Below are 21,985 nucleotides of genomic sequence, written 5' to 3'. Positions count from 1 at the left end.
GGCTCTAGCCATGCAAGAGTAGGTCACCGCCAAGGTTCCCATCCCCCAACGGGCCGATCTGTCGATCGGCCCGTCGGCTTTGCGGGGTCAGCAAAGGCAGATAGCTCGCGCGCGCAACGCGCGCAGGGCTGTCTTAGGCCTGAATATATAAACCTGCAAGTATTGAAATTAAGCTTGATGAACCTCACTCAAGTGGTTGCGGCGTATCGCGCAGGCAAGCAAGTGAGTGTTCAGCCGTCTGCTGCCAGAGTTCGCCGCCGTCGCGATCCCCACGCGGCGACGCCCCCAACAGAAGATGGAGAATTGCATGAACAAGATCTTTGCTGCCCTTGCCTTGGCTGGTGTGCTTGCGCTACCGATGGTTTCCCATGCCGAAGACAGCGGCCTGTACGTCAATGGTTCAGTAGGTCAGGCCCGGTTCGGCCAGAGCTATTACGGCCGTCATCACATGGGCTATGACGCCAATCTCGGCTATCGCTGGTCAGTAGCCCCAGCGTTTCAAGTAGGAGTCGAGGCGGGTTATGTGAATCTGGGCAACTACGGTGTACGCTCGAATTATCCGGGTATAGCACTGCCGAATGCCACACTGCATGGCTGGACGCTCGGCGGCACCGCCAAGTACGACATCACCAGCAACTGGTATGTCAGCGGCCGTGCCGGGTTGTTGCGTTGGAGCGGCCGCACGGCGGAGCCAATCGGCGCCATTCCGGTCGCTTTCAGTGGCCATGGCACGGGTTGGTATACTGGTGCAGGATTCGGCTACAACTTCAACAGCAACTGGAGCCTGGGCTTGAATTACAACTACTACCACGCCAGCAAGAGTGGCTTTCCGCTGTCGGGCAGCTTGACGTCGATCTCGGCTGAATACCGCTTTGGCGCGATGTAGCAGACGGCGTTCGGGCAACTACCGCTGCATGAGGCCCAGTCGACCTGGCGTAGCGCGGAAATGCATCGGCGGGCAGCTTACGTTGGCCCGCCGATTTCAATTCGTAAACTTTTGAACAGTTCTCTTGGACTGCTGCCGGTGCCACAGACACCGAATTTAGGTGTGATGACGAGGCCGTGGCTGGGTACGTAGCGTGATTTCAGCGCCCAGCAGTGGCTTGAATCTTGCGCCGCGCCGCGCCCAAGGTTGTGCGCAGTTGTTGCGCTGCCGCGCGCGCGGCAACGGCATAGTCATCACCGCTGCTCGCATAAAGCACCGCACGCGAAGCACTGACCATGAGTCCGGTGCCGGCGCTCGAGCATCCGCGCGTCACGACGGCTTCAGCATCGCCACCCTGCGCGCCGACGCCGGGCACCAGCAGCGGCATATCGCCGACCAGCGCGCGTACTTGCGCCAACTCATCCGGATACGTGGCACCGACTACCAGTGCGCAGTTGCCGTGCATGTTCCAGTCGCGTGCGGCGCGCAGCGCCACGTGCTGATACAGCGGCTTGCCATCGACCAACAAATCCTGCAAATCGCGTGCGCCAACATTGGACGTGCGACACAACAGAATCGCACCCTTGTCGGCGCGTTGCAGAAATGGCGCCAGCGCATCTCCACCCAGATACGGGTTGAGGGTGACCGCATCGGCTTGATAGCGGTCGAAAGCTTCGCTGGCGTAATAAGCAGCGGTCGAGCCGATGTCGCCGCGTTTGGCGTCGAGGATCACTGCGATACCCGCATGCTGCGCGTGGATATGGGCGATCAGGCGTTCGAGTGCATCCTCGGCGCGGTGTGCCGCGAAATGCGCGATCTGCGGCTTGAAGCAGCACACCAGATCGGCCGTTGCATCAACGATGCTGCGGCAGAATTCGAACAGTGCATCGGGTCGTTCTCTCAGCGCCACCGGAAAACGTTCGGGCTCAGGATCAAGGCCGACGCACAACAGGGAGTTGTTGCGCTGCCATGCGGCAGCGAGCTGTTGCATGAAAGTCATGGACTGCATATGCGTGTGTGTGCCGGGAGTTGTCCAAGGATAATCGCAGCGTGGAACGGCGACCAGCAATGCTTGGCGCCAGGCATGCGCGGATGGCACGCCACGGCACGCGTGGCGCGACGGGCCGCATCAGCGCTGCGGTATCTTCCGATTCTGAAGTTTCCCCACATCTTTCCGCAGGCCATCAGTGAGTTGGTTGCCTGAAGGCGGTGGAGTGCGCGCATCGACACTGCCAGACTGGCGAGCGTCGAGATCACCGGAGGCAGGCCGATGCGCGCAGGCGAAGTGTTGCGCAACGTATTGGCGCCGGCAGAGGTGCGGCTGGATGCGCGGCTGCGGCGCCTGTGCGGCGCGGTCGAGGCGCTGGTGCGCAGTCGGCAGGTGGTGCTGATGGAACTGGCGCGCCAGTATCCGGACGCAGCGCGTGTGGCGGCGCCGCTGAAAGCGCTGGACCGGCTGCTGTCGAAGCGGCGCCTGCAGCAGGCACGCGGTGTCTTGCATGGCGCGGCGTTGTAGCGGCTGTGGCCGCCACTGCCGGACGCTGATCGTGGTGGACTGGTGCGTGCTGAAGGAGGATGAGTCGCTGCACCTGTTCGCGCGGCGCCGCCGGTGGGCGGTCGCGCACTGCCGGTGTGGGTGAAGTGCACGGGCAGTCGCAGCTGGGCCAGGCCGCGGTGCACACGGCCTTTCGGCGCAGCTGCTGCGGTTGTTGCCCGTGGACAGCCGGCCGATCGTGCTGACCGATGCCGGATTCCGGATGCCATGGTTTCGCAGCGCCGAAGCGCTGGGGTTTGCCTGCATCGGCCGGGTGCGCGGGCTGACCCAGGTGCGTCCCGTGGGCGAGCAGGACTGGATGCCCATGCAGGCCTTCGTCGAGATGGAGGACGGCCAGTTGCCGGACTTGAGTCTGTGCGAGATCAGCAAGACGCGCGCGCAGCGGGCGTGCCTGGTGGTGTGCAAGCGGCCGCCGCGCGGACGCAAGGACCGTGGGGTGCACGGCCGATTGCGGCGCATGCGCGCGGGGCGCGCGAGCCATGGGTGCTGGCGGTCTCGCTGGCGTTTGCGGGGCTCAGCGCCGAGGAGGTCGTGCGCGACTATGCCCGGCGCATGCAAATCGAGGAGAGTTTCCGCGACCTCAAGGACCCTCGGCATGGCGCGGCCTTGCGCCATGCGCTCACGCGCAAGGCGCCGCGCATGGAAATCTTGATCCTGCTGCATGCGCTGGCCAGTGTGCTGGCGTGATGGCGCAGCCTGCTGGCGCGGCAGCAGCAACAGGACCAGCGGCTGTTGGCGCATGGTCAGGCGATCCGGCGTGCAGCGACACGCGCCACCTTGAGCCTGTGGCGTATCGGTTGGGAGTTGCTGCGACGTGGCTGGCCGCTGGATGACACCAGCGATCACGCCGCCTCGGTGAATCTTTGGCGGCCGCTACTGGCATGAGTGGCAATTATTAAAGATGTGGGGAAACCTCGGCCACCGGTGGGTTGACGTAGACATAACTGGCGGCCAGAGCCGGCTGTACGGTGGCGCAGCAGCCACGGGTAGGCGCTGAATCCGACCAACGAGACGAACACCGCCAGATAGCCGAGGGGCCAGCAGCGCATGGCGATCTGGCAAACCGTGCATGCGCTCACCGGCAAGCAGCGCCCTCAGCGCAAGCGCAACCGCTCGGCAGGTCGCCGCCCAGATTCAGCAGCAGCCCACCGAGCATGCCGATCCCCGCGCCCAGCCACTCCACGCGACGCGACTGCTTGCCGAATGCTGCGGAAAAAATCGCCGTAAACATAAAGACGCTGGCGACCGCCACGGCTGCCAGTCCGAAGTCGACATTCTTGCGCGGCGTAACACACCAAGCCATTGCCGAAATCAGGCAGCAAGATGCCGATGGTGGCGGCAATGCGCCACTGCAGGGCGTTGGGGCGCTGCGGCGCGACGCGCCGCGCAGGTGCAGCCATGCGTGCAATGCCGCCGCCGGCGATCAAAAACGCAGCGCAGCCATGACAAAGGGCAGGAATCCCTGCAATGCAATGCGGATGGCGAGATTGGTCGAGCCCCAGATCAGATATACCTGCCAGCAGGACGAGCAAGGTCTGCGCAGAGCGTGGCGCGGAAGGCGCGGGCATCGGCTGGAGCACATCGGACCGGGCGTCATGGCCGGCGTTGCGAGGAATGCGTGACGCGGAGCCCCGACGCAGGCAGCGGGACATGTCGGCGCACGTGCGCCCAATAACAAGGCCGGCTTGCGCGCGTTGATCCAGTGCGGCCGCCGAGACCGCGTGGTCTATCCGCGTACCGCGCGGTATAACCTCATGGCAATTGGTGGTGCTCGCTCTTGACCACCACGAACTCGCCTTCGATCACCGCGCCGCCATCCTCTGGCGCGACGTGACGCGGCACAGTCTGGCGCGGGCGGATCATGCGTCGCACCAGCCAGACGAGGCCGAACAGCAATGCCGCAGCAACGACAATCACCGCGCCGAACAGCAGCGCGATCACCGCCAGCGTGGCCAGCGCCAGCAGCCACAGCGTACGTGCCAGCGCGCTGCGCGGCGGATTGATGATGAACACACGCGAACGCATAGCGAAGGCTCCGTGCAAAAATGGCAGTTTGGCGAATGGCGAGAGGCGCATGGTGCACCAAACCGATGAACGGCGCCTGTGTCTTTGGCACGAAATTCCCGATGGCGGTGCACTGGCACTGGATGCGCTGTCCGCGCTGGACGGCGCCGATGTGCTGCTGATGCGTGCTGGTGAGCGGGTTGCGGCATTCTTCAACGTTTGCCCGCACGCCGGTCGGCGCTTGGACTGGGCGCCGGGTGAGTTCCTGCTGCGCGACGGCGTGCTGACCTGCGCCGCACACGGCGCCAGCTTTGCCACCTTGAGTGGCGCGTGCCGCGGCGGTCCATGCCGCGGCGAGGCGTTGAAGTCGGTGGCGATCGAGCGCCGCGGCGATGAGCTGTGGCTGGCGGTGGTTGATGCGGGCTAGTTAAAACGCCTTGTACAGCAAATCCACACCGACGATGGTGGTGACCAGATACGCCAACGTCAGCGGCAGACCGACGCGCAGGTAGTCCTTGCCGCGATAACCGCCAGGGCCGGCCACCATGGTTAGCGCCGGATGCGCGGAGCTGATCAGAAACGTGTTCGACACCGACATCGCGGTGATCAGGATATAAGCCGTTGGATTACCGCCAGTGGCCAATGCGATGTTGATCGCGATCGGCACCATCACCACGGTCGCGCCCACGTTCTGCATCACCTGCGACAACCCCAGCGCCAGCACCGCCACGCTGGTCTGGATGCCCCATTGCGGCAGGTGGCCGATGTGTACCATCAACTCCTGGCCCAGCCACGAGCCGGCGCCGGTCTGGTCCATGGCCCAGCCCAGTGGCATCAGGCTGGCGGTGATGAAGATGGTTTTCCAGTTGACCGAGCGATAGGCCTCGTTGGGCGTGATCACGCCGGTAGCGAGCATGCCCGCGGCGCCGACCCAGAACGCCACCTGCAGCGGCAACAGTTCGGTCAGCGCCAGAAATTTGGCCAGCAGGAAAAAGAACAGCGCCTCGCGGATCTTGCCCGGACGCGCCTCTTCCTGCGGCACGTCGGTGACCACGACGATGTCGTGTTCCTCGCGCGGCGTGGTCAAGTCGGTCCAGGCGCTGTGCAGCACCAGGGTGTCGCCGCCGCGCAGACTCACGTTGCGCACATCGTCGCGAAACACCTTGTCGCCGCGATTCACCGCCAGCACCGAAATCCCATAGCGCTTGCGCAGGTGCAAATCGTTGACGGTCTGCTTGATGAAGCGCGAGCTGGGTGGTACCACCGCCTCGGAGATGCCCGCGCGCGCGGCGTTGAACATGTCCGACAACTGACGCAGACGTGGCGACACGCGGCACTGGTGCGCGCTGGCGAAGTTGCCGATGGAGTCGCGCGGACCCATCACGCCCAGCACCGTACCCACCCAGATCATGCTGTCGGCGGGCGGCGACAGCCGCGATTCGTTGCCGGTCTTCATCGCCAGAATCAGCGGCGCCTCGGGCAGCGCTTCGGCCTCGACCACGCTCATGCCCACCAGCGGACTGTCGGCGGTGACGGTCAGTTCCAGCACATCGCCATCGATGCCGTAGGTCTCGGCGAAGTAACTTTCGGTGCGCGTTGGCGTGGTGGTGCTGGTGTCCTCCGGCGCGTGCTTGAACAGTTTGTCGGTGAACAGCCAGAAAAATCCCACGCCCATCACCGCCAGCACCACGCCGATCGGGGTGACGGTGAACATGCCGAACAGCGGAATGGTGTTGGCGCCCGGTGGCAGATTGCGGTTGGTGCTTTCGATCAAGCCGTTGAGGATGATCAGCGGCGTGTTGGCGATCAGCGTGGTGTTGGTGCCGGTCAGAATCACGCAGGCCATCGGCAGCAGCAGCTTGGACAGCGGTACCTTGCTGCGCGTGGACACGCGCGAGGTCACCGGAATCATCAATGCGGCCAGCGCCTGGCTGGGGATGATCGAGCTCAGCGCCGTGGTGACGCTGTTGATCACCACCAGTAGCCGCCACTGCGCACCCTGCGCGGCCTTGAGGATCACCGTGGCCACGGCATTGAGCGCGCCGGTGCGATCGAGGCCGACGCCCATGATCATCACCGCCAGAATCGCCTGCACGCCGGAGTTGGCAAAGCCCTCGAACACCTGCTGCGTGGGAATCAGCCCGGTGACGCCGATGACCACCAGCACCAGGATCGCGGTGATGTCCGAGCGCACCCACTCCAGCGCCAGCATCAGCACGGTGAACACCACCAGGCCAAGAACCAGAATCATTTCCGGCGTGAGCTGCATGACCCCTTGCACGTCGATCGCTTCCTTCAGTCGGCTTGATGGCGGTACAGGAAATCCCACACGCCGTGGCCCTGACGCAGGCCGCGTTGCTCGAAACGCGTAGCGATGCGCCAAGCCGGCCGTGGCGCGGCCATTCCGGCGCCAACGCAATTGCTCCAGCCCGGCGCGGCGTCCAGCACCGCGAGCATGTGCGCGGCATAGTCGGCCCAGTCGGTGGCCAGGTGCAACAGCCCGCCCGGCGCGATGCGACTGGCCAGCAGGGCGACGAATTCCGGTTGGATCAGGCGGCGCTTGTGGTGGCGCTTCTTGTGCCATGGGTCGGGGAACCAGATGCGCACTTCGTCGATGCTGGCTGGTGTCAATTCGTCGCGCAGCACCTCGACAGCATCGTGCGCGTAGAGGCGTGTGTTGCCTGCATTCGCGGCTGCCAGCGCGTTGAGCAGACGTCCGACGCCTGGGCGATGCACCTCGATGCCCAGATAATCGCGCGCGGCATCGGCTGCGGCACTCGCGGCCATGGCTTCGCCGTTGCCGAAGCCGATCTCCAGCACGCGCGACGCATGGCGCCCAAATAACTGATCGAGATCGCGCGGCTGGCCGGTGTAGTCGACGCCGTAGCGCTGCCAATGCTGCGCAAAGGCGCGCTGCTGCGCCGGGGTGATGCGGCCTTCTCGGCGCACGAAGCTGCGGATCGGCCGCGCTTGCGCGCCCAAGGTATTCGCAGCTTGCATGCTCAGCCGACCAGCCCGTCGATCGGGCTGGACGCGCTGGCATAGCGCTTGCGCGGAATGCGTCCGGCACGGAACGCATCGCGTCCGGCCTGCACCGCGGCGCGCATCGCGCGCGCCATCAGCAGCGGATCGCGCGCACCGGCAATCGCGCTGTTCATCAGCACCCCATCGCAGCCCAACTCCATGGCGATCGCCGCATCCGATGCCGTGCCGACGCCGGCATCGACAATCACTGGCACCTTGGCGTTCTCGATGATCTCCAGCAGCGTGTAGCGATTCTGGATGCCGAGGCCCGAGCCGATCGGCGCCGCCAGCGGCATGATCGCCACGCAGCCGATGTCTTCAAGGCGCCGCGCCAGAATCGGATCGTCGCTGGTGTACACCATCACCTCGAAGCCTTCCGCCACGAGTTGTTCGGCGGCGGCGAGCGTTTCGATCACGTTCGGAAACAGCGTGCGCTGATCGCCCAGCACTTCGAGCTTGACCAGGGTGTGGCCGTCGAGCAGTTCGCGCGCGAGACGGCAGGTGCGCACGGCCTCGGTGGCGTCATGGCAGCCAGCGGTATTGGGTAGCAGGGTGTAGCGCGTCGGCGGCAGTGCATCCAGCAGATTGGGCTGCGTTGCGTCCTGCCCCAGATTCATGCGCCGCACGGCGAAGGTGACGATCTCGGCGCCGGCGGCCTCGGTGGCCAGGCGCGTCTCGCGCAAGTCTCTGAATTTGCCAGTGCCGGTGAGCAGGCGCGAGTTGAAATGACGCGCACCGATCTGCAGTGGGTCATCACAGGCATGGGCAGGCATCGGCGCGGGCTCGGGTAGTGCAAAGGTCACCCATTGTCGCGCAGCCGCACGCGGCGCGGAACATGCGCCAGGCACGCGGCGGCATGCGCTCAGCCGGGAGCCAGCCAGCGCAGCACGCCGGCATGGACCAGACGCTCGATATCGGTGGCCGGCGCGGTCAGCAGCATCGGCGTGGCCTGCGCGCCGGGCACCAGCGCCGCGGTGGCGTCGCGGCCCCGGCTCTTGACCCGGTACATGGCGAAATCAGCCAGTTCGATGCTGCCGCCGAGGTCGCGCTCGCGCAGCGTCGGCAGTAGCGGCCAGTGCGAGATGCCCAGCGAGCAGGTCACCTGCACATCGCCGAGCGAGGGGTCATTGAAGCGGTGCGCGCGCACCGCGAGACGAATGCGCTCGCCCAGCGCCAGCGCGCGTCCCGCGTCCAGCCCCGGCAACAGCAGCAGGAATTCCTCACCGCCCCAACGCAAAGCCATATCCTGCGGTTCCTTGAGGCGCTGGATCAGCGTCGCAACCTCGCGCAACACGACATCGCCCACACCGTGACCGTAGCGGTCGTTGATGCGCTTGAAGTGATCCAGATCAATCAGGATCACGGCCAGTTGCGGCAGGCAGCGCAGTTCGTGCCAGTTCTGCGCCAGCAAGCGCCGATTGCCGAGACCGGTGAGCGGGTCGCTGAGGCTTTCAGCGGTCAGTGCATCGTTGGCCTGACGCAGGCGCTGATTGACGCGGTGCAGTTCCTCGGTGCGCTGTGCGATTAGCGCTTCCAGCCGCTGCTGTTGCAGTTTCTGGCGACGCCACCGCCAGCGCGCGGCCAGCAGCAGCAGTGCCGCCAACAACAGCCCGGCCAGGACTTGCAGCCAGCGCCATTCATACCAGTGCGCGGGAATCACGATCTCCAGCGTCGCTGGCGCCGACCATATGCCTTGGTCGACGCGTGCCTGCACGGCGAAGCTGTAGCGCCCCGGCGGCAGGTGCGTGTACCAGGCCACGCGGCGCGTGCCGGCCGCGACCCAGGCGTTGTCATAGCCGGCGAGGCGATAGCGAAAATTCAGCGCCGCGGCGTTGTTCAGATAAGGCGCGGTGTATTCAATCTCGATGTTGCGCTCGCCCAGCGGCAGGCGCGTCATCGCGCCCGTTACGTACCAGGCCTGCGCGTGACGCAGGCGTTCGATGCGCGGTGTGCCCGGTTCCGGCGGCGCGCGCACGGCGGCCATGTCCAGCGCCAGCGCGCCGTTGATCGATGGCAGCCACAGGGTGTCACCGACGCGCAGCATGCGTCCAACGCCGCCGCCGTTGCAGCAGCGCGTGCGCTCCTCGCTGCCGATGCGGTTGTTGCCGGTCAACACCGGCTGCGCGCGGATACTTGGCACTGCAGCCAGCGGCTGCAGCAACGTGTGTAGCGGCACGCGCCACACTCCCTTGATGCTGGAGAAGTAGACCTCGCCGCCGTGCGACGTGAAAGCCCATGCGTTGTCGGTGGGCAGGCCATCTTGTTGCGTGAGCAGGCGCAAGTGTCCGTTGCGCAGCACGCCGAGCCCGGCATCGAGGGTGGTCAGCAGCAGCGTGTCGTGATCGAGCCAGCCCAATGAAGTCACGAAATGTCCGCGCAGCGGCTCCGCCCACGCGGGCGCCGCGATGCGCCCGGCGCGCAGTTCGCGCACGCCGTCCTCGGTGCCCAGCAGCAGTCCACCATCGGCCAGCGGCAGCAACGCGCGGATGCGCGCATCCGCGCTGCCGGGGCTGGCGCCGTAGCGCGTCAGCGTGCCGGTTTGCAGTCGGTACAGGCCGCCCTGGGTGCCGAACCAATACGTTCCGCGCGGGTATTCGGCGATCAGGTTGATTTGCCAGGCACGCAGCGGTGCCAGCGCTGGTGGCCTGCTCAGCTTGCCCCGATGCCACAGCGCCACGCCGCCGCGCGTGCCGATCCACAGCGCGCCCTGCGCGTCACGATACAGCGAATACACGCTGGGATTGGGCAGGGCGCCGGGTGGCACCAGCGTCGTCACCTTGCCATCGGCCAGCTTGCTCAGGCCGCCGTTGGTGCCGATATCGATGCTGCCGCCCGCGCCGGCTGCCAACGTCCACACGAACGGATCGTCGAGGCCGGCATCCTGCCCGTAGCGTGCGGTCCAACTGTTGGCCACGCGATACAGCGATTGCGTGTGACTGCCCAGCCACAGGCTGCCGTCGCGATCCTCGAAGATCGCGTCGATCCATGGGTTGGGCGGAAATGTCCCCTTGTCGATCTGCTCCAGCCGGCCATCGGGATAGCGCCGGTACAGCGCGGCGATGCTGCCGATCCACAGGTTGCCGGCGCGATCGCGCAGCAGGCTCTGGATGTCGAGCGTGGCGAGTTGCGGCAGCGCCGCCTGCGCGCTGAAGCGCTGGCCGTCGAACTGCAGCAGACCGGCGCTGGTGCCCACCCAGAGTTGCCCTGCATCCCAGGCCAGCGCGGTCACGCGACGGCTTGCGCCAGCAGGCAGCGCGAAGCACTGCGTATGGCCCGCGCGGTTGCGGCACAGCCGGTTCAGGCCGCCGGCCCACAGCACACCGCCATGGTGCAACAGCGCGAAAAACGGCCCCTCGAGGCCCGGTATCAGTTGCAAGCGGCCGTTGCGCCAGGTACCCACGCCGGCCGCCGTGGCCAGCAGCGGCTGCCCCTGCGCGTCACCGCGGATGGCGTAGATCGCCGCGCTGGGCCAATGCTCGAAACCGCCGCGATATTCGCGCACCAGATTCTGGCCGGTGCCAAACCAGACCGCGCCCGCGGCATCGGCCCAAGCGGCATCGACCATGCTCAAATCGACCCCGGTGTTGCCACGCTCGTACCCTTGAAAGTGCTCGCCGTCGAAGCGTGCGACGCCGTTCTGCGTGCCCAGCCAGAGGAATCCATCGCGGTCTTGGGCAATGCTCAGCACGCTGATCTGCGGCAACCCGCGCACGTTGCTCCAGTTGTTGAGCACGTAGTCGCGGAAGCGCGTGTTCGCGTCCAGCGCGTGGCTGGCCGGTGCCGGCAGCAGCAACACCAGCAGCAGCGCGATCCACGCCAAGCCACCGCCGCAGCCGGCGGCACGGATGGGCTGGGGCAAGCGTTCCTGTCTGGCGGCGCCGGGCATCGTCACGAACCGTTTGCGACTGGGGGCATAATAGCCATGGTCGAATTCATGCAAAGCCCATGCCGTGAGCGGATACAGTCCCAGCAGCGAACCCTTCACCCTGCAGCGCGATTGCCCCGCTGTGCATGTGCCGCATGGTGCCGCGGTGACCCTGCCGGCTGGGCAGACGGGATACATCACGCAGGCGCTGGGCGCCAGCTTCACCGTGGTGGTCGATTACAACCTGTTCCGCATCGCCGGCAAGGATGCCGATGCGCTGGGCAAAACCCCGCCGCCACCGATCGAGGTTCCCGCTGGCGCCGGTGATGCCGACATCGAGCGGCTGGTCTGGGACCAGTTGCGCACCTGCTTTGATCCGGAGATTCCGGTCAACGTCGTCGAGCTGGGGCTGGTGTACGACGTCAGCCTGACGCCGCTGCCCGAGGACGCCGGGCGCAAGGTCGCGGTGCGCATGACGCTCACCGCACCGGGCTGCGGCATGGGCGACATCCTCGTCGATGACGTGCGCAGCAAGCTCGAGCTGATCCCCACGGTGCGCGAAACCGACGTCGAGCTGGTGTTCGATCCACCCTGGAACCACAGCATGATGTCCGACGCGGCACGTCTGGAAACCGGCATGCTGTGAGCGCTGCGTCGGCGCATCATGCGCCGCTCCCGTCCGCGCGCCGCACTGTTGCCTTTCTGTAGCAGTGCGCGCGAAACCCGCGCGCAAGCTTGCCGCTGCATGCGCCGCGGCCTAGCGTGATCGCTGCCGCATCGGCGGCGACTCGTGGGAGTGCGTGTCATGCGTGCAGCGCTTGCATCTGCGTTGGCTGTTGCCCTGTCTGTGCCGCTGCTGCTGCATGCCGCGGCGCCGCGCGTCACTGCGGCGCCGCTCAATCAGGTCTGGATCGATCTGGCCACCTTCAGCGGCATGGGCATGCCGGGCATGGGCGCGGCGGGTGGCAATCCCATGCAGATGCTGGGGCGCATGCTCGGTGGCGGCCGCGCCGGCAACCGTTTCGGCAACACGCAAAGCGGCACCGCGGGGCAGTGGATGGACGTCACCGTATTCACCCGCCGCAATCCCGCATTGGACAGCGCTACGCACGCCATCCCGGCCGCGCTGAAACTGGGCGAGAGCCTGCGTCTGCAGGCGCCGCGCGTTCGCGCCGTTGCCGAGCGCGACACCGATGCCGTGGTGGAAGCCGACTACGAGCGCCCGCGCGGCAAACTGCTGCTGTACTGGGGCTGCGGCGAGCAGGTGCGCGCCGCGCAGCCACGCGTGCTGGACATGGCCACGGCCGATCCCAGGGACGTCGCTGCGTTTTTTGTCGTGCGGCGCGCCACGCAACGCGGGGCGCACAGCGCGGCCGGGCGCCCGCAGTGGCCCAACCCGGCCGACGAGCGTTTGCTGCCAGAGGGCGCCAGCATCGTCGGCGCACATGCATTCAGCGGCAAGGGCATCGTCGAGAGCCTGCGCTTCAGCATCCCGCGTGAGCACGACTTGCTGCCACCGATCGCACTCAAGCAAGCGCAGCGCAACGGCGCCACGCTGCTGAGCTGGCAAGCCATGCCGCAGGCGCGTGCGTTTTTCCTCGGCGCCATGGGCGCACGCACGGACTCCGGCGGCGCCGCGGAGATGGTGTTGTGGACCTCCAGCGAACGGCCCGAGACCGGCTTCGGTCTGGTCGATTACCAGCCCAATCGCGCCATCGACGGCTGGCTCAAGGACAAGGTGTTGCTTGGGCCGGCCACGCGCGAATGCGCGATCCCCAAGGGCGTGTTCGGCGACGGCGCGATGCTGCGCATGATCGCTTATGGCAACGAATTGAATCTGGCGCACCCGCCACGCCCGGTTGACGCCAAGACCGCCTGGCAGCCCGAGTGGACCGCGAAGCTGCGCATCAAATCCGTGCACACCGCGCTGCTGGGCATGACGTCCGCACCCAATGCGCAGGATCTGCTGCGCGAAGGATTGCTGGGCGGCGAGGAGTAAGGTCCGGGGCATCACATTCCGGTTATTGCCAGTCACAATCAGGCCATCGTCCGTGTGATGGGAGTGGCGCAATGCAGCTCGCCTTGGGCAGCACCAATCCAGCCAAGCGCCGCGCGGTGCTGCTGGCCACGGGTTGTGAGCCGATCTGCGTGTCGGTGCCCTCGGGTGTCGCGGGCCAGCCATTGAGCGCGGACGAAACCTTGCACGGCGCCATCCTGCGCGCACGCGGCGCTCTGGCTGCGGTGCCGGGCGCGGACATCGGCCTGGGCCTGGAAGGCGGCGTCGATTTCGATGCGCGGCACACGCGGCAGTGGGTTCTGCTGTCGGTGTGCGCGGCGTGGGATGGCTGCGACTTGTATGTGGCGCGCGGCGTCTCCATGCCGCTGCCGCAGGCCATCGGCGCGCGCCTGCAAGCCGGCGGCATCGAGTTGGCTGCGATCATGGATGCGCTTGGCGGCACCATGGCCAGCAACCACAAGGACGGCGCCTACGGCCTGCTCAGCGGCGGCAGGATCACCCGCGCCGAGGTGTTCCGCGATGCCGTGATCGCCGCGCTGGCGCCGTTTGGCAATGCGCTATATCGCACGCAAGCAGGCGACTGATCGCGCCCGCCGGCCCGAGTCTTGTCAGTGGTGCGGTTGCCAGTGCGATTTGCTATGCGCGCTGCCGTTGCAAAATAGCCCGCGCGCGCGTTCTTGCGCGTGCGCTGGCGGCCAGAACCAAAAACGCAGCCGCAACGACGCAGAGCACGATGGCCGCCCATCGCCACCAAGGATCATGTTCGAGCCGCGAGGTCAATTGCAGCACACCGAGTATCGTGAAGCTGAGGCAAAAGTATCCGCGCTGCGCGCGTTGGTCGCATGCCGCTGCGTCGGCACGATCGGGCCTTGGCGTCAACGTCACCATCGCGCCGAATGCCGCCGCCGGCAGCAGAGAAATGGGCGGCTGGAATTTCGTGGAGCCCAGACCCTGTGCCCACCAATCGACCAGCATCAGGGCGACCAACGGCGGTGTCGCAAGGATCAGCAGCAGGCTCAGCGTGCGCATCGATCCACTGATCCGCAGCCAGTTCCTGCGCAGTTTGGGGATGGTGAGCAGCCAAAACGCCACGGCGCCGAAGCCCGAGACGATGAGCAGGATTTCAACCGGCGCGCGCGGATCGGGATGCATGCGATGGACCCCGCCACGCGGCGGGGCGCGGCGCATGGGCGGGCAGGCTACCGCGCGTAACGCTGCGCGCGCAAATTCAGCGGCTATCGGTCGGCGGCTACAAATTGGAGCTTGCGGATGCAGCAGCGGTGGCCTTGCGCCGCTGCTGCGATGGCGCGCGCGGTTTACTCGGCGCGCAGCTCGCGCCCTTCCTCGCGGTGGTGCGCGGTGAGTTTTTCCTTGTACTTGCGCAACTGCGCGACCAGCTTGTCCAGCAGTGTATCGATCGAGGCGTACATGTCGCCGTCGCTGGCCTCGGCGTGCAGGGTGCGACCGGATACAGCCAGCGTGGCCTCGGCGCGGTGCACAAGTTTTTCCACGGACAGGACGACGGCGAGCGAGGTGACGTTGTCGAAGTACTTGTCCAGCTTGTTCAGCCGGTTTTGCACATGGTCGCGTAACGCCTGGGTAATTTCGATCTGATGGCCGCTGATCTGGATTTGCATGGTGCTCTCCGTGGTGTCGTGATGATCGGGCGCAAACCGCTGCGGCGCGCCCCGGCGCTCGGCGGGGTGGCCGGAAACCGATACGCTCTGCGGCTTCTCGTGCCGTGACGCGATACCAGTTGTGTCGGTGCCACGAATGATGTGTGGGGATGCTCCTTGCCGGTTCAACCGGCGCGTTGTCGCTCGGACGAGCTGGGAATGCGCAAGGCCTCGCGGTATTTCGCCACGGTGCGCCGCGCGACCTGAATCCCGCGTTGGTTCAGCTCCGTGGCCAGCGCCTGATCGGACAGCGGCCGGCGCGGGTTTTCATCGCCGACCAGCTTGCGGATCAGCGCCTGCACGGCGGTGGCGGAGGCCGCGCCGCCATCGTCGGTGGATACACCGCTGGAAAAGAAATACTTGAACTCGAAGGTGCCGCGCGGCGTGTGCAGATATTTGCGCGTGGTCACCCGCGAGATGGTGGATTCGTGCATGCCGACTTCCTCGGCGATCTCGCGCAGCACTAGCGGGCGCATGGCCTCGGGGCCGAAGTCGAGGAACGCGCTTTGCTGGCGCACGATGGCCTCGGCCACGCGCAGCAAGGTGTCGGCGCGCGCCTGCAGGCTCTTGATCAGCCAGCGTGCTTCCTGCAACTGGCCCTTGAGGTAGGCCGCGTCCTCGCGCCGCGCGCGCGCGATCAGCCCGCAGTAGTGGCGATTGAGGCCGAGCTTGGGCTGGTTGCCGGAGGCCAGACGCACGCGCCAGCGGCCGTGCTCGCGCAGCACGTAGGCATCGGGCGCGACGTATTCCACCGCGGGCGCGCCCAGTGCCGCGCCGGGGCGCGGATCGAGCGTGCGGATCAGCGCCGCGGCCGCGGCCACGGTTTCGGGCGGCGCCTGCAGGCTGCGCGCGATGCGCGCGAAATCGCGCTTGGCCAGCGTCTCCAGATGCTCCGCGATCATGGCTTGCGCCAGGTGCAGGTGTTCGGTATCCGGCGCCAGCCCGCGCAGTTGCGCGCTGAGGCATTCGCGCAGGTCGAGGCTGGCGACGCCCGAGGGATCAAGCTGCTGCAAGCGATGGCGCACGGCTTCGATTTCGTCGAGGCCAACCGTCGGCTCGCGCAGCGCGGCCTGCACGGATGCAAGGCCTTCACGCAGGTAGCCGTCCTCGTCCACGGCGTCGATCAGCGCCAGCGCGATGGCGCGATCACGCGGTGACAGGTTCAGCAGGTTCACCTGGTGCAGCAAGTGCTCGTGCAAACTGACTGGCGCGGCGTCTTGCGCCTCGAAGCCGTCGTCGTCGTGGCTGGCGCCGTTGCCGTAGGACGTGGCGCCGAATTCCTCACCGTCCCAGACGTCAGTGCCGCGGTCATCGCCGCGGTCATCGCCGCGTTCGTCGCGGCGTTCATCGGCGCCACGATCATCCTGACCAGCGCCATCGCCACGCGTTTCGCCAAATTCGACATTGTCGGTGGTATTGGCGGCAGGCGCAGCGACCTCGGTGGCCGCGACGTCGGTGGCGTCCAGCTCGGACTCGGGCACGCCATCACCGTCCAGTTCAAGCAGTGGGTTGGACTCCGCCAGCTCGCGCAGTTCGGTTTCCAGTTCCAGCCGCGAGAGCTGCAACAGGCGGATGGCCTGCTGCAGTTGCGGCGTGAGGGTGAGCTGCTGGTGGAGCCGCAGCTGCAGGCCTGGCTTCATGCGTGCCTTCTGCGTGTGAGTCCCGCCTGCATCCTAGCGCCCGCGACGCACGCCAGCCAGCGCTGCGCCGCGCGCGGCTTGTCGCGATGGGTTTGCGGAATTGCGCAGACCACGGCTGGCTGGATGTCGGCCTGGGATGGGTACGCTGCGCCGCGCCCCACCTCAGAGCCTGAATTCGTTGCCCAGATATACCTGACGCACTTGCGCGTCGGCAAGAATGTGCTGCGGCGAGCCGCGCGCGAGCACGCTGCCCTCGTTGAGGATGTAGGCGTGGTCGCAGATGCCCAGGGTTTCACGCACGTTGTGATCGGTGATCAGCACGCCGATGCCGCGTTCCTTCAAGTGACGCACGATGCGCTGGATTTCGCCGACCGAGATCGGGTCGACGCCGGCGAAGGGTTCATCCAGCAGCATGTAGCGCGGCTGCGCGGCCAGCGCGCGCGCGATCTCCACGCGCCGGCGCTCGCCGCCGGACAGGCTCTGGCCTTGTTGCCCGGCGAGGTGCGCGATCTTGAGTTCATCCAGCAGCGCTTCCAGCATCTGCTGGCGCTGCGTGCGATTCATGTCCTCGCGCAGTTCGAGCACGGCGAGGATGTTCTCGGCCACGTTCAGGCGCCGGAACACCGACGGTTCCTGCGGCAGGTAGCCGATGCCGAGGCGTGCGCGCGCGTGCATGGGCAGGCCGGTGATGTCGCGTTCGTCCAGACGGATCGTTCCGGCGTCAGCCTGCACCAGCCCGACGATCATGTAGAAGCACGTGGTCTTGCCGGCGCCGTTGGGACCGAGCAGCCCGACTACCTCACCTTGCTGCAACTCGAAATCGAAATCGCGCACCACAGCGCGACCGCGGAAGCGCTTTTGCAGACCTCGCGCGCTGAGCATCAGGGTTGGCCGCCGCTGCCGGCATGCGCGGGTTGTGCGGCGGGCGATGCGAGCGTAGTCGGCTTGGCTGGTTTGGCCGGCTTGGGCGCGACGATCTTGTCATGCGGCTGGAAGATCAGATGCACTTGGCCGCCGCTACCGCCTTCGCCCTGCATCGCGCCGGTACTGGTGTTGTACACCAGCCGGGCGCCGCTGTAGCTGCCGCGGCCGGGCTGGTCAACGTGCGCATCGCCGATCAGGATGGCGGTATCGGTGGCGGGCGAGTAGTCGATGGTGCTGGCCGTGGAGTGCATTTCGCCGCCGCCGTCGAGCTGCTGCGAAAGCCGCGCCGGGCTGCCTTTCAGCACCACGCGCGTGACCTTGTTGTTGACGTCGGTGTACACGGTGCCCTTGAGTGCGACGCCCTTCAGCGTGCCTTGCTGCAGCGTGACATTGCCCAGCAGCGTGGTGATGTGCTGATTCTGTTCGGCCTTGAAGCTATTGCTGTTGACCAGCAGCGGTTGCTGGCGATCCGACTTCAGCGCCTGCGCCGCAGGGGCCAGCAACAGCGCGAGCAGGGTCAGCGCGGGCAGCAGCGCGCGCCGATCAAGGCGCAGGGTGCGTCGCGGGCAGGAAGGTGCCGTGTGCGTCATCGAGCAGCTCCAGGGTGCGGGTGGCGGTGTTGGCGCGAAAGCCGATACCTACGAGTGTAGCGTTGGGCTGCTGAATCTCGGTGCGCGCGGCGCTGGCCAGTCGGTGCTCGCGTGGCCAGGCGGTGATGTTCTGACTGGTGATGGTGCTGGGCGGGCCGCCGCCGGTGGCCGGTTGCAGCATGTGCACATCGCCCAGCAGCTTCAGCTCGGTGCCCTGCGCATTGACCCAGCCGAAGCGCGAGTGGCCTTGCCAGGCCGGGCCGTTGTTTTGCGGCAGGATGAAGCGCGGCGCGTTGATGTACAGCGCGTCGTCACCGTTGCGGCGGTCGAGTTGCGGCGCCTGCAGGAACAGCGCCGGACGACCATCGTCACCCAGCGCGGTGAGGTGGAAATCATGCAGGGTATAAGACGAGCGCGGCGGCCCGGCGAAGGTGCTGGGCGGCGGCGGCGGGGTCAGCCACCACAGTGCGAGCTGGGTCAACGCCGCCGCCACGCCCAGCACGAACAGCGCCAGCAGCATGCGTCGGCTCATTGCCAGCGCGCCTGTTCGACGGCGCTCAGGTCATGCGCGAGCAGCAGCAAGTCGCAAACCTCGCGCACCGCGCCCGCGCCGCCGCGCCGTTGCGTGTGCCAGTGCGCCGCGGCCGCGGCCCACGGATGCGCGTTGGCCACCGCGACCGCCAGCCCGGCGCTGCGCATCGCGGCGATGTCGGGCAGATCGTCGCCGACCATGGCGCAGGCGCTCAGCGGCAGGCTCAGCGCGCTGGCGATTTCACTCAGGCAGGCGCGCTTGTCCTCGCGTCCCTGATACAGATGCACGATGCCCAGTTCGCGCGCGCGCAGGGCCAGCGCGTGGCTGACGCGCGCGGTGATGATGGCCACCGCGATGCCATGGTGCTGCAGCAGTTTCAGTCCGAGTCCGTCGCGCACGTGAAACACCTTCAGCTCGCGCCCGTCCTCGGCGTACCACAGGCGCCCATCGGTGAGCGTGCCGTCCACGTCCAGGACCAGCAGGCGCACTTGGCGCGCGCGCGCCAGCACGGTGTCGGGGATGGCTGCGCCCACTTCAGACCACCTTGGCGCGCAGCAGATCGAGAAAACTCACCGCGCCGACCAGACGCTCGCCATCGACCACCAGCAGCCCCTGGATCTTGTGCGTTTCCATCAGTTGCGCGGCCTCGCCGGCGAGGCGTTGCGGCGCGATGGTGCGCGGCGCGCGCGTCATGAGCTGCGCCAGCGGCGTGCTGCGCAGATCCACGGTGTGATTGTCCAGCGCGCGACGTAGATCACCGTCGGTGAACACGCCGAGCAGGTGTCTGCGCTCATCGACGATGGCGGTCATGCCCAGACCCTTGCGGCTCATTTCGGTCAGCGCATCGTTGAGGCTGGCCTCGACGCGCACCGCGGGTACCGCGGCATCGCGGTGCATGACATCCTCGATGCGCAGCAGCAGGCGCCGGCCGAGGCTGCCGGCCGGGTGCGAGTAGGCGAAGTCCTCGGCGGTGAAGCCGCGCGCTTCCAACAGCGCGATCGCCAGTGCATCACCCAGCGCCAGCGCCGCCGTAGTGCTGGCGGTGGGCGCGAGGCCCAGCGGACAGGCCTCGGCCGGGACGCTGACATCCATATGCACACTGGCCTGACGCGCCAGCGTCGAGTTCGGCTTGCCGGTCATGGCCAGCAGCGGAATGCCCTGCCGCTGCAGCAGCGGCATGATGATGAGCAATTCCTCGGTCTCACCCGAGTAGGACAGTGCCAGCAACACGTCGCTGGCGGTGATCATGCCGAGGTCGCCATGGCTGGCCTCGCCCGGATGCACGAAGAACGCCGGCGTGCCGGTGGAGGCCAGGGTCGCGGCGATCTTGCGCGCGATGTGTCCGGACTTGCCCATGCCGCTGAGCACCACGCGCCCATGCGCGCCGAGAATGATGCGACAGGTGGCGGCGAAGGCGGCATCGACGCGCGGCGCCAAGGCGTGCAGCGCGCTGGCCTCGGTGAGGATCACGCGCCGCGCGCTGGCGATCAGCGCGGCGTCATCGGTTGCATGGGCGTGCGATTTCGCAGACACGGGCGAGTCCGTAGACGTGGGGCGGCGGTATCGGGCGCGAACGCGATCCGCTACCATGTACCGCTTGCATTCTAACCCTTCGCGCGCGCGCGGCCGCTGCCCGACGCTGGCCTCATTCCCATGCACCCCGAGCAGATTCAGACACTGATCGAGCAAGGCCTGCCCGGCGCGCGCGCCGAGGTCATCGGCCCGGATGGCGTGCACTTCGAGGCGCGCGTGGTCTGCGCCGCGTTCGCCGGCAAGCTGCCGCTGGCCCGCCACCGCATGGTCTACGCCACGTTGGGCGAGCTGATGGGCGGTGCCATTCATGCGCTGAGCCTGAAAACCCTTACCCCCGAGGAGGCTGCGCGTGCTTGAGCGAGACGCACGCGCATGCGTAGCGGGAACGCGCATTATCGCCAGCCTGGAGCACTGAGATCCATGGCGAAAATCGTGATCAGCGGGGGCTCGCCCCTGCACGGCGAAGTCCGCGTGTCCGGCGCCAAGAACGCCGTGCTGCCGATCCTCGCGGCCACGCTGCTGGCGGATGGCCCGGTGGTGATCGGCAACGTGCCACATCTGCACGATGTCACTACGACCATGGAATTGCTCGGTCAGATGGGCGTGCAACTGGTGGTGGACGAGCACATGCGCATCCATGCCGATCCACGTGGCGCGACCAATTTTTTCGCGCCCTATGATCTGGTCAAAACCATGCGCGCCTCGATCCTGGTGCTGGGGCCGCTGGTGGCGCGCTTCGGTCAAGCCGAGGTTTCGCTGCCGGGCGGCTGCGCCATCGGTTCGCGTCCGGTTGATCAGCATCTGCGCGGATTGGAGGCGTTGGGCGCCGAGGTCACGGTGGAAAACGGCTATATCAAGGCGCGCGCCAAGCGCCTGCGTGGTGCGCGCATCGTCATGGATGTGGTCACCGTGACCGGTACCGAAAACATCATGATGGCGGCGGTGCTAGCGCAGGGCACCACGATCATCGACAACGCCGCGCAGGAGCCCGAGGTGGTCGACCTTGCGCATTGCCTCAACGCCATGGGTGCGCGCATCGAAGGCGCGGGCACCTCGACACTGGTGATCGAGGGCGTCGAGCGTCTGCACGGCGCCGAGTACAACGTGTTGCCGGATCGCATCGAGACCGGCACGTTTCTGGTGGCCGGCGCGATCAGCGGCGGCAAGGTGCTGGCCAAGCGCGCGCGCCCGAACACGCTGGACGCGGTGCTGGCCAAGCTCGAGGACGCCGGCGCCGACATCAGCACCGGCGCGGACTGGATCAGCCTCGACATGCATGGCCAGCGCCCGCGCGCGGTCAACATCACCACCGCGCCCTACCCGGCGTTTCCCACCGACATGCAGGCACAGTTCACCGCGCTCAACTGCGTGGCCGAGGGCGTCGGCGTGATCACCGAGACGGTGTTCGAGAACCGCTTCATGCACGTGCAGGAACTGCAGCGCCTGGGTGCCGACATCCGCATGGAAGGCAACGCGGTCGTCATCCAGGGTGTGCCGAGCATGAGCGGCGCGCCGGTGATGGCCACCGATCTGCGCGCTTCGGCCTCGCTGGTGCTGGCCGGGCTGGTGGCGCAGGGCGATACCACGGTCGATCGCATTTATCACATCGACCGCGGCTACGAGTGCATCGAGGAAAAACTCGCCGGCCTCGGCGCGCATATCCGGCGCCTGCCGGGCTGACACCGAGCCGGCGCGTACCG

24 protein-coding genes are annotated in these 21,985 nt (G+C 66.9%); 10 read left to right on the top strand and 14 right to left on the bottom strand.

Annotation, left to right across the window (positions count from 1 at the left end; genetic code table 11):
- The first annotated feature begins 307 nt into the window (after nt 1–307).
- Nucleotides 308–886, top strand: a complete 579-nt coding sequence (locus tag ACYDAT_RS00755) for an outer membrane protein (protein WP_461448204.1) — start codon at nt 308–310, stop codon at nt 884–886.
- A gap of 199 nt (nt 887–1,085) precedes the next feature.
- On the opposite strand, the gene pyrF is transcribed toward ACYDAT_RS00755, so the two are convergent.
- Nucleotides 1,086–1,925, bottom strand: coding sequence for an orotidine-5'-phosphate decarboxylase (gene pyrF, locus ACYDAT_RS00750; protein WP_461448203.1), 840 nt, complete (start codon nt 1,923–1,925; stop codon nt 1,086–1,088).
- A gap of 270 nt (nt 1,926–2,195) precedes the next feature.
- Between pyrF and ACYDAT_RS00745 the strand changes: the two genes are divergently transcribed.
- The 3 genes from ACYDAT_RS00745 (at nt 2,196) to ACYDAT_RS00735 (ending at nt 4,102) form a co-directional block, all read left to right on the top strand.
- Nucleotides 2,196–2,441, top strand: coding sequence for a hypothetical protein (locus ACYDAT_RS00745; RefSeq protein ID WP_461448202.1), 246 nt, complete (start codon nt 2,196–2,198; stop codon nt 2,439–2,441).
- A 246-nt stretch (nt 2,442–2,687) separates the two neighbouring features.
- On the top strand, nt 2,688–3,167 hold the full coding sequence (locus tag ACYDAT_RS00740; RefSeq protein WP_461448201.1) for a transposase: 480 nt from the start codon (nt 2,688–2,690) through the stop codon (nt 3,165–3,167).
- A gap of 467 nt (nt 3,168–3,634) precedes the next feature.
- Nucleotides 3,635–4,102, top strand: a complete 468-nt coding sequence (locus ACYDAT_RS00735) for a hypothetical protein (protein WP_461440121.1) — start codon at nt 3,635–3,637, stop codon at nt 4,100–4,102.
- Nucleotides 4,103–4,232: 130 nt separating this feature from the next.
- On the opposite strand, the gene ACYDAT_RS00730 is transcribed toward ACYDAT_RS00735, so the two are convergent.
- Complete coding sequence (locus ACYDAT_RS00730) at nt 4,233–4,505, bottom strand: hypothetical protein (RefSeq protein ID WP_461440861.1); 273 nt, start codon at nt 4,503–4,505, stop codon at nt 4,233–4,235.
- 49 nt (nt 4,506–4,554) lie between these two features.
- Between ACYDAT_RS00730 and ACYDAT_RS00725 the strand changes: the two genes are divergently transcribed.
- On the top strand, nt 4,555–4,911 hold the full coding sequence (locus ACYDAT_RS00725; protein ID WP_461448200.1) for a Rieske (2Fe-2S) protein: 357 nt from the start codon (nt 4,555–4,557) through the stop codon (nt 4,909–4,911).
- On the opposite strand, the gene ACYDAT_RS00720 is transcribed toward ACYDAT_RS00725, so the two are convergent.
- The 4 genes from ACYDAT_RS00720 to ACYDAT_RS00705 form a co-directional block, all read right to left on the bottom strand.
- Nucleotides 4,912–6,753, bottom strand: a complete 1,842-nt coding sequence (locus ACYDAT_RS00720; protein WP_461440124.1) for an SLC13 family permease — start codon at nt 6,751–6,753, stop codon at nt 4,912–4,914.
- 26 nt (nt 6,754–6,779) lie between these two features.
- Complete coding sequence (gene trmB / locus ACYDAT_RS00715; RefSeq protein ID WP_461448199.1) at nt 6,780–7,484, bottom strand: tRNA (guanosine(46)-N7)-methyltransferase TrmB; 705 nt, start codon at nt 7,482–7,484, stop codon at nt 6,780–6,782.
- 2 nt (nt 7,485–7,486) lie between these two features.
- Nucleotides 7,487–8,281, bottom strand: coding sequence for a thiazole synthase (locus ACYDAT_RS00710; protein WP_461440126.1), 795 nt, complete (start codon nt 8,279–8,281; stop codon nt 7,487–7,489).
- 89 nt (nt 8,282–8,370) lie between these two features.
- Nucleotides 8,371–11,367: a diguanylate cyclase gene (locus ACYDAT_RS00705; protein ID WP_461448198.1), complete on the bottom strand. Its 2,997-nt coding sequence runs from the start codon at nt 11,365–11,367 to the stop codon at nt 8,371–8,373.
- Between the two features lie 91 nt (nt 11,368–11,458).
- Here ACYDAT_RS00705 and sufT point away from each other — a divergent pair, with 91 nt between their 5' ends.
- The 3 genes from sufT (at nt 11,459) to ACYDAT_RS00690 (ending at nt 13,974) form a co-directional block, all read left to right on the top strand.
- Nucleotides 11,459–12,019 carry a putative Fe-S cluster assembly protein SufT gene (gene sufT, locus ACYDAT_RS00700; protein WP_461440129.1) on the top strand — a complete coding sequence of 187 codons (561 nt, stop codon included), beginning with the start codon at nt 11,459–11,461 and terminating at the stop codon, nt 12,017–12,019.
- A 159-nt stretch (nt 12,020–12,178) separates the two neighbouring features.
- A complete protein-coding gene (locus ACYDAT_RS00695) occupies nt 12,179–13,372 on the top strand; it encodes a hypothetical protein (protein ID WP_461448197.1) in 1,194 nt (397 codons plus the stop codon).
- A gap of 71 nt (nt 13,373–13,443) precedes the next feature.
- Nucleotides 13,444–13,974 (top strand): DUF84 family protein, encoded by a 531-nt coding sequence (locus tag ACYDAT_RS00690; protein WP_461448196.1) that lies wholly within the window; start codon nt 13,444–13,446, stop codon nt 13,972–13,974.
- A 52-nt stretch (nt 13,975–14,026) separates the two neighbouring features.
- Here the strand turns inward: ACYDAT_RS00690 and ACYDAT_RS00685 are convergent, their stop codons facing one another.
- The 8 genes from ACYDAT_RS00685 to ACYDAT_RS00650 all read right to left on the bottom strand — a co-directional run bounded on the left by ACYDAT_RS00685 (nt 14,027) and on the right by ACYDAT_RS00650 (nt 20,285).
- The gene (locus tag ACYDAT_RS00685) at nt 14,027–14,542 is read right to left on the bottom strand and encodes a hypothetical protein (protein WP_461448195.1); all 516 of its coding nucleotides are present in this window, start codon (nt 14,540–14,542) and stop codon (nt 14,027–14,029) included.
- Nucleotides 14,543–14,706: 164 nt separating this feature from the next.
- On the bottom strand, nt 14,707–15,027 hold the full coding sequence (gene hpf, locus ACYDAT_RS00680) for a ribosome hibernation-promoting factor, HPF/YfiA family (RefSeq protein ID WP_461438404.1): 321 nt from the start codon (nt 15,025–15,027) through the stop codon (nt 14,707–14,709).
- Nucleotides 15,028–15,191: 164 nt separating this feature from the next.
- A complete protein-coding gene (locus tag ACYDAT_RS00675) occupies nt 15,192–16,706 on the bottom strand; it encodes an RNA polymerase factor sigma-54 (protein WP_461448194.1) in 1,515 nt (504 codons plus the stop codon).
- Nucleotides 16,707–16,868: 162 nt separating this feature from the next.
- Nucleotides 16,869–17,588 (bottom strand): LPS export ABC transporter ATP-binding protein, encoded by a 720-nt coding sequence (gene lptB, locus ACYDAT_RS00670; RefSeq protein ID WP_461438406.1) that lies wholly within the window; start codon nt 17,586–17,588, stop codon nt 16,869–16,871.
- The gene (gene lptA, locus ACYDAT_RS00665; RefSeq protein WP_461448193.1) at nt 17,588–18,220 is read right to left on the bottom strand and encodes a lipopolysaccharide transport periplasmic protein LptA; all 633 of its coding nucleotides are present in this window, start codon (nt 18,218–18,220) and stop codon (nt 17,588–17,590) included. The genes lptB and lptA overlap by 1 nt, the downstream gene beginning before the upstream one ends.
- On the bottom strand, nt 18,174–18,752 hold the full coding sequence (lptC, locus tag ACYDAT_RS00660; RefSeq protein ID WP_461438408.1) for an LPS export ABC transporter periplasmic protein LptC: 579 nt from the start codon (nt 18,750–18,752) through the stop codon (nt 18,174–18,176). Before lptC ends, lptA begins: the two co-directional genes overlap by 47 nt.
- Nucleotides 18,749–19,285 carry a KdsC family phosphatase gene (locus tag ACYDAT_RS00655; RefSeq protein WP_461438409.1) on the bottom strand — a complete coding sequence of 179 codons (537 nt, stop codon included), beginning with the start codon at nt 19,283–19,285 and terminating at the stop codon, nt 18,749–18,751. The genes lptC and ACYDAT_RS00655 overlap by 4 nt, the downstream gene beginning before the upstream one ends.
- Nucleotide 19,286: 1 nt before the next feature.
- Complete coding sequence (locus ACYDAT_RS00650; RefSeq protein ID WP_461448192.1) at nt 19,287–20,285, bottom strand: KpsF/GutQ family sugar-phosphate isomerase; 999 nt, start codon at nt 20,283–20,285, stop codon at nt 19,287–19,289.
- Between the two features lie 120 nt (nt 20,286–20,405).
- On the opposite strand from ACYDAT_RS00650, the gene ACYDAT_RS00645 reads away from it, so the two are divergent.
- On the top strand, nt 20,406–20,642 hold the full coding sequence (locus ACYDAT_RS00645) for a BolA family protein (RefSeq protein WP_461438411.1): 237 nt from the start codon (nt 20,406–20,408) through the stop codon (nt 20,640–20,642).
- A 63-nt stretch (nt 20,643–20,705) separates the two neighbouring features.
- The gene (gene murA / locus ACYDAT_RS00640) at nt 20,706–21,965 is read left to right on the top strand and encodes a UDP-N-acetylglucosamine 1-carboxyvinyltransferase (RefSeq protein WP_461438412.1); all 1,260 of its coding nucleotides are present in this window, start codon (nt 20,706–20,708) and stop codon (nt 21,963–21,965) included.
- Nucleotides 21,966–21,985: the final 20 nt, after the last annotated feature.

It is taken from the genome of Metallibacterium sp., from assembly GCF_054637675.1.
Note: the sequence above shows the minus strand (reverse complement) of the source record. Positions and strands in the feature narration are given on the sequence as shown.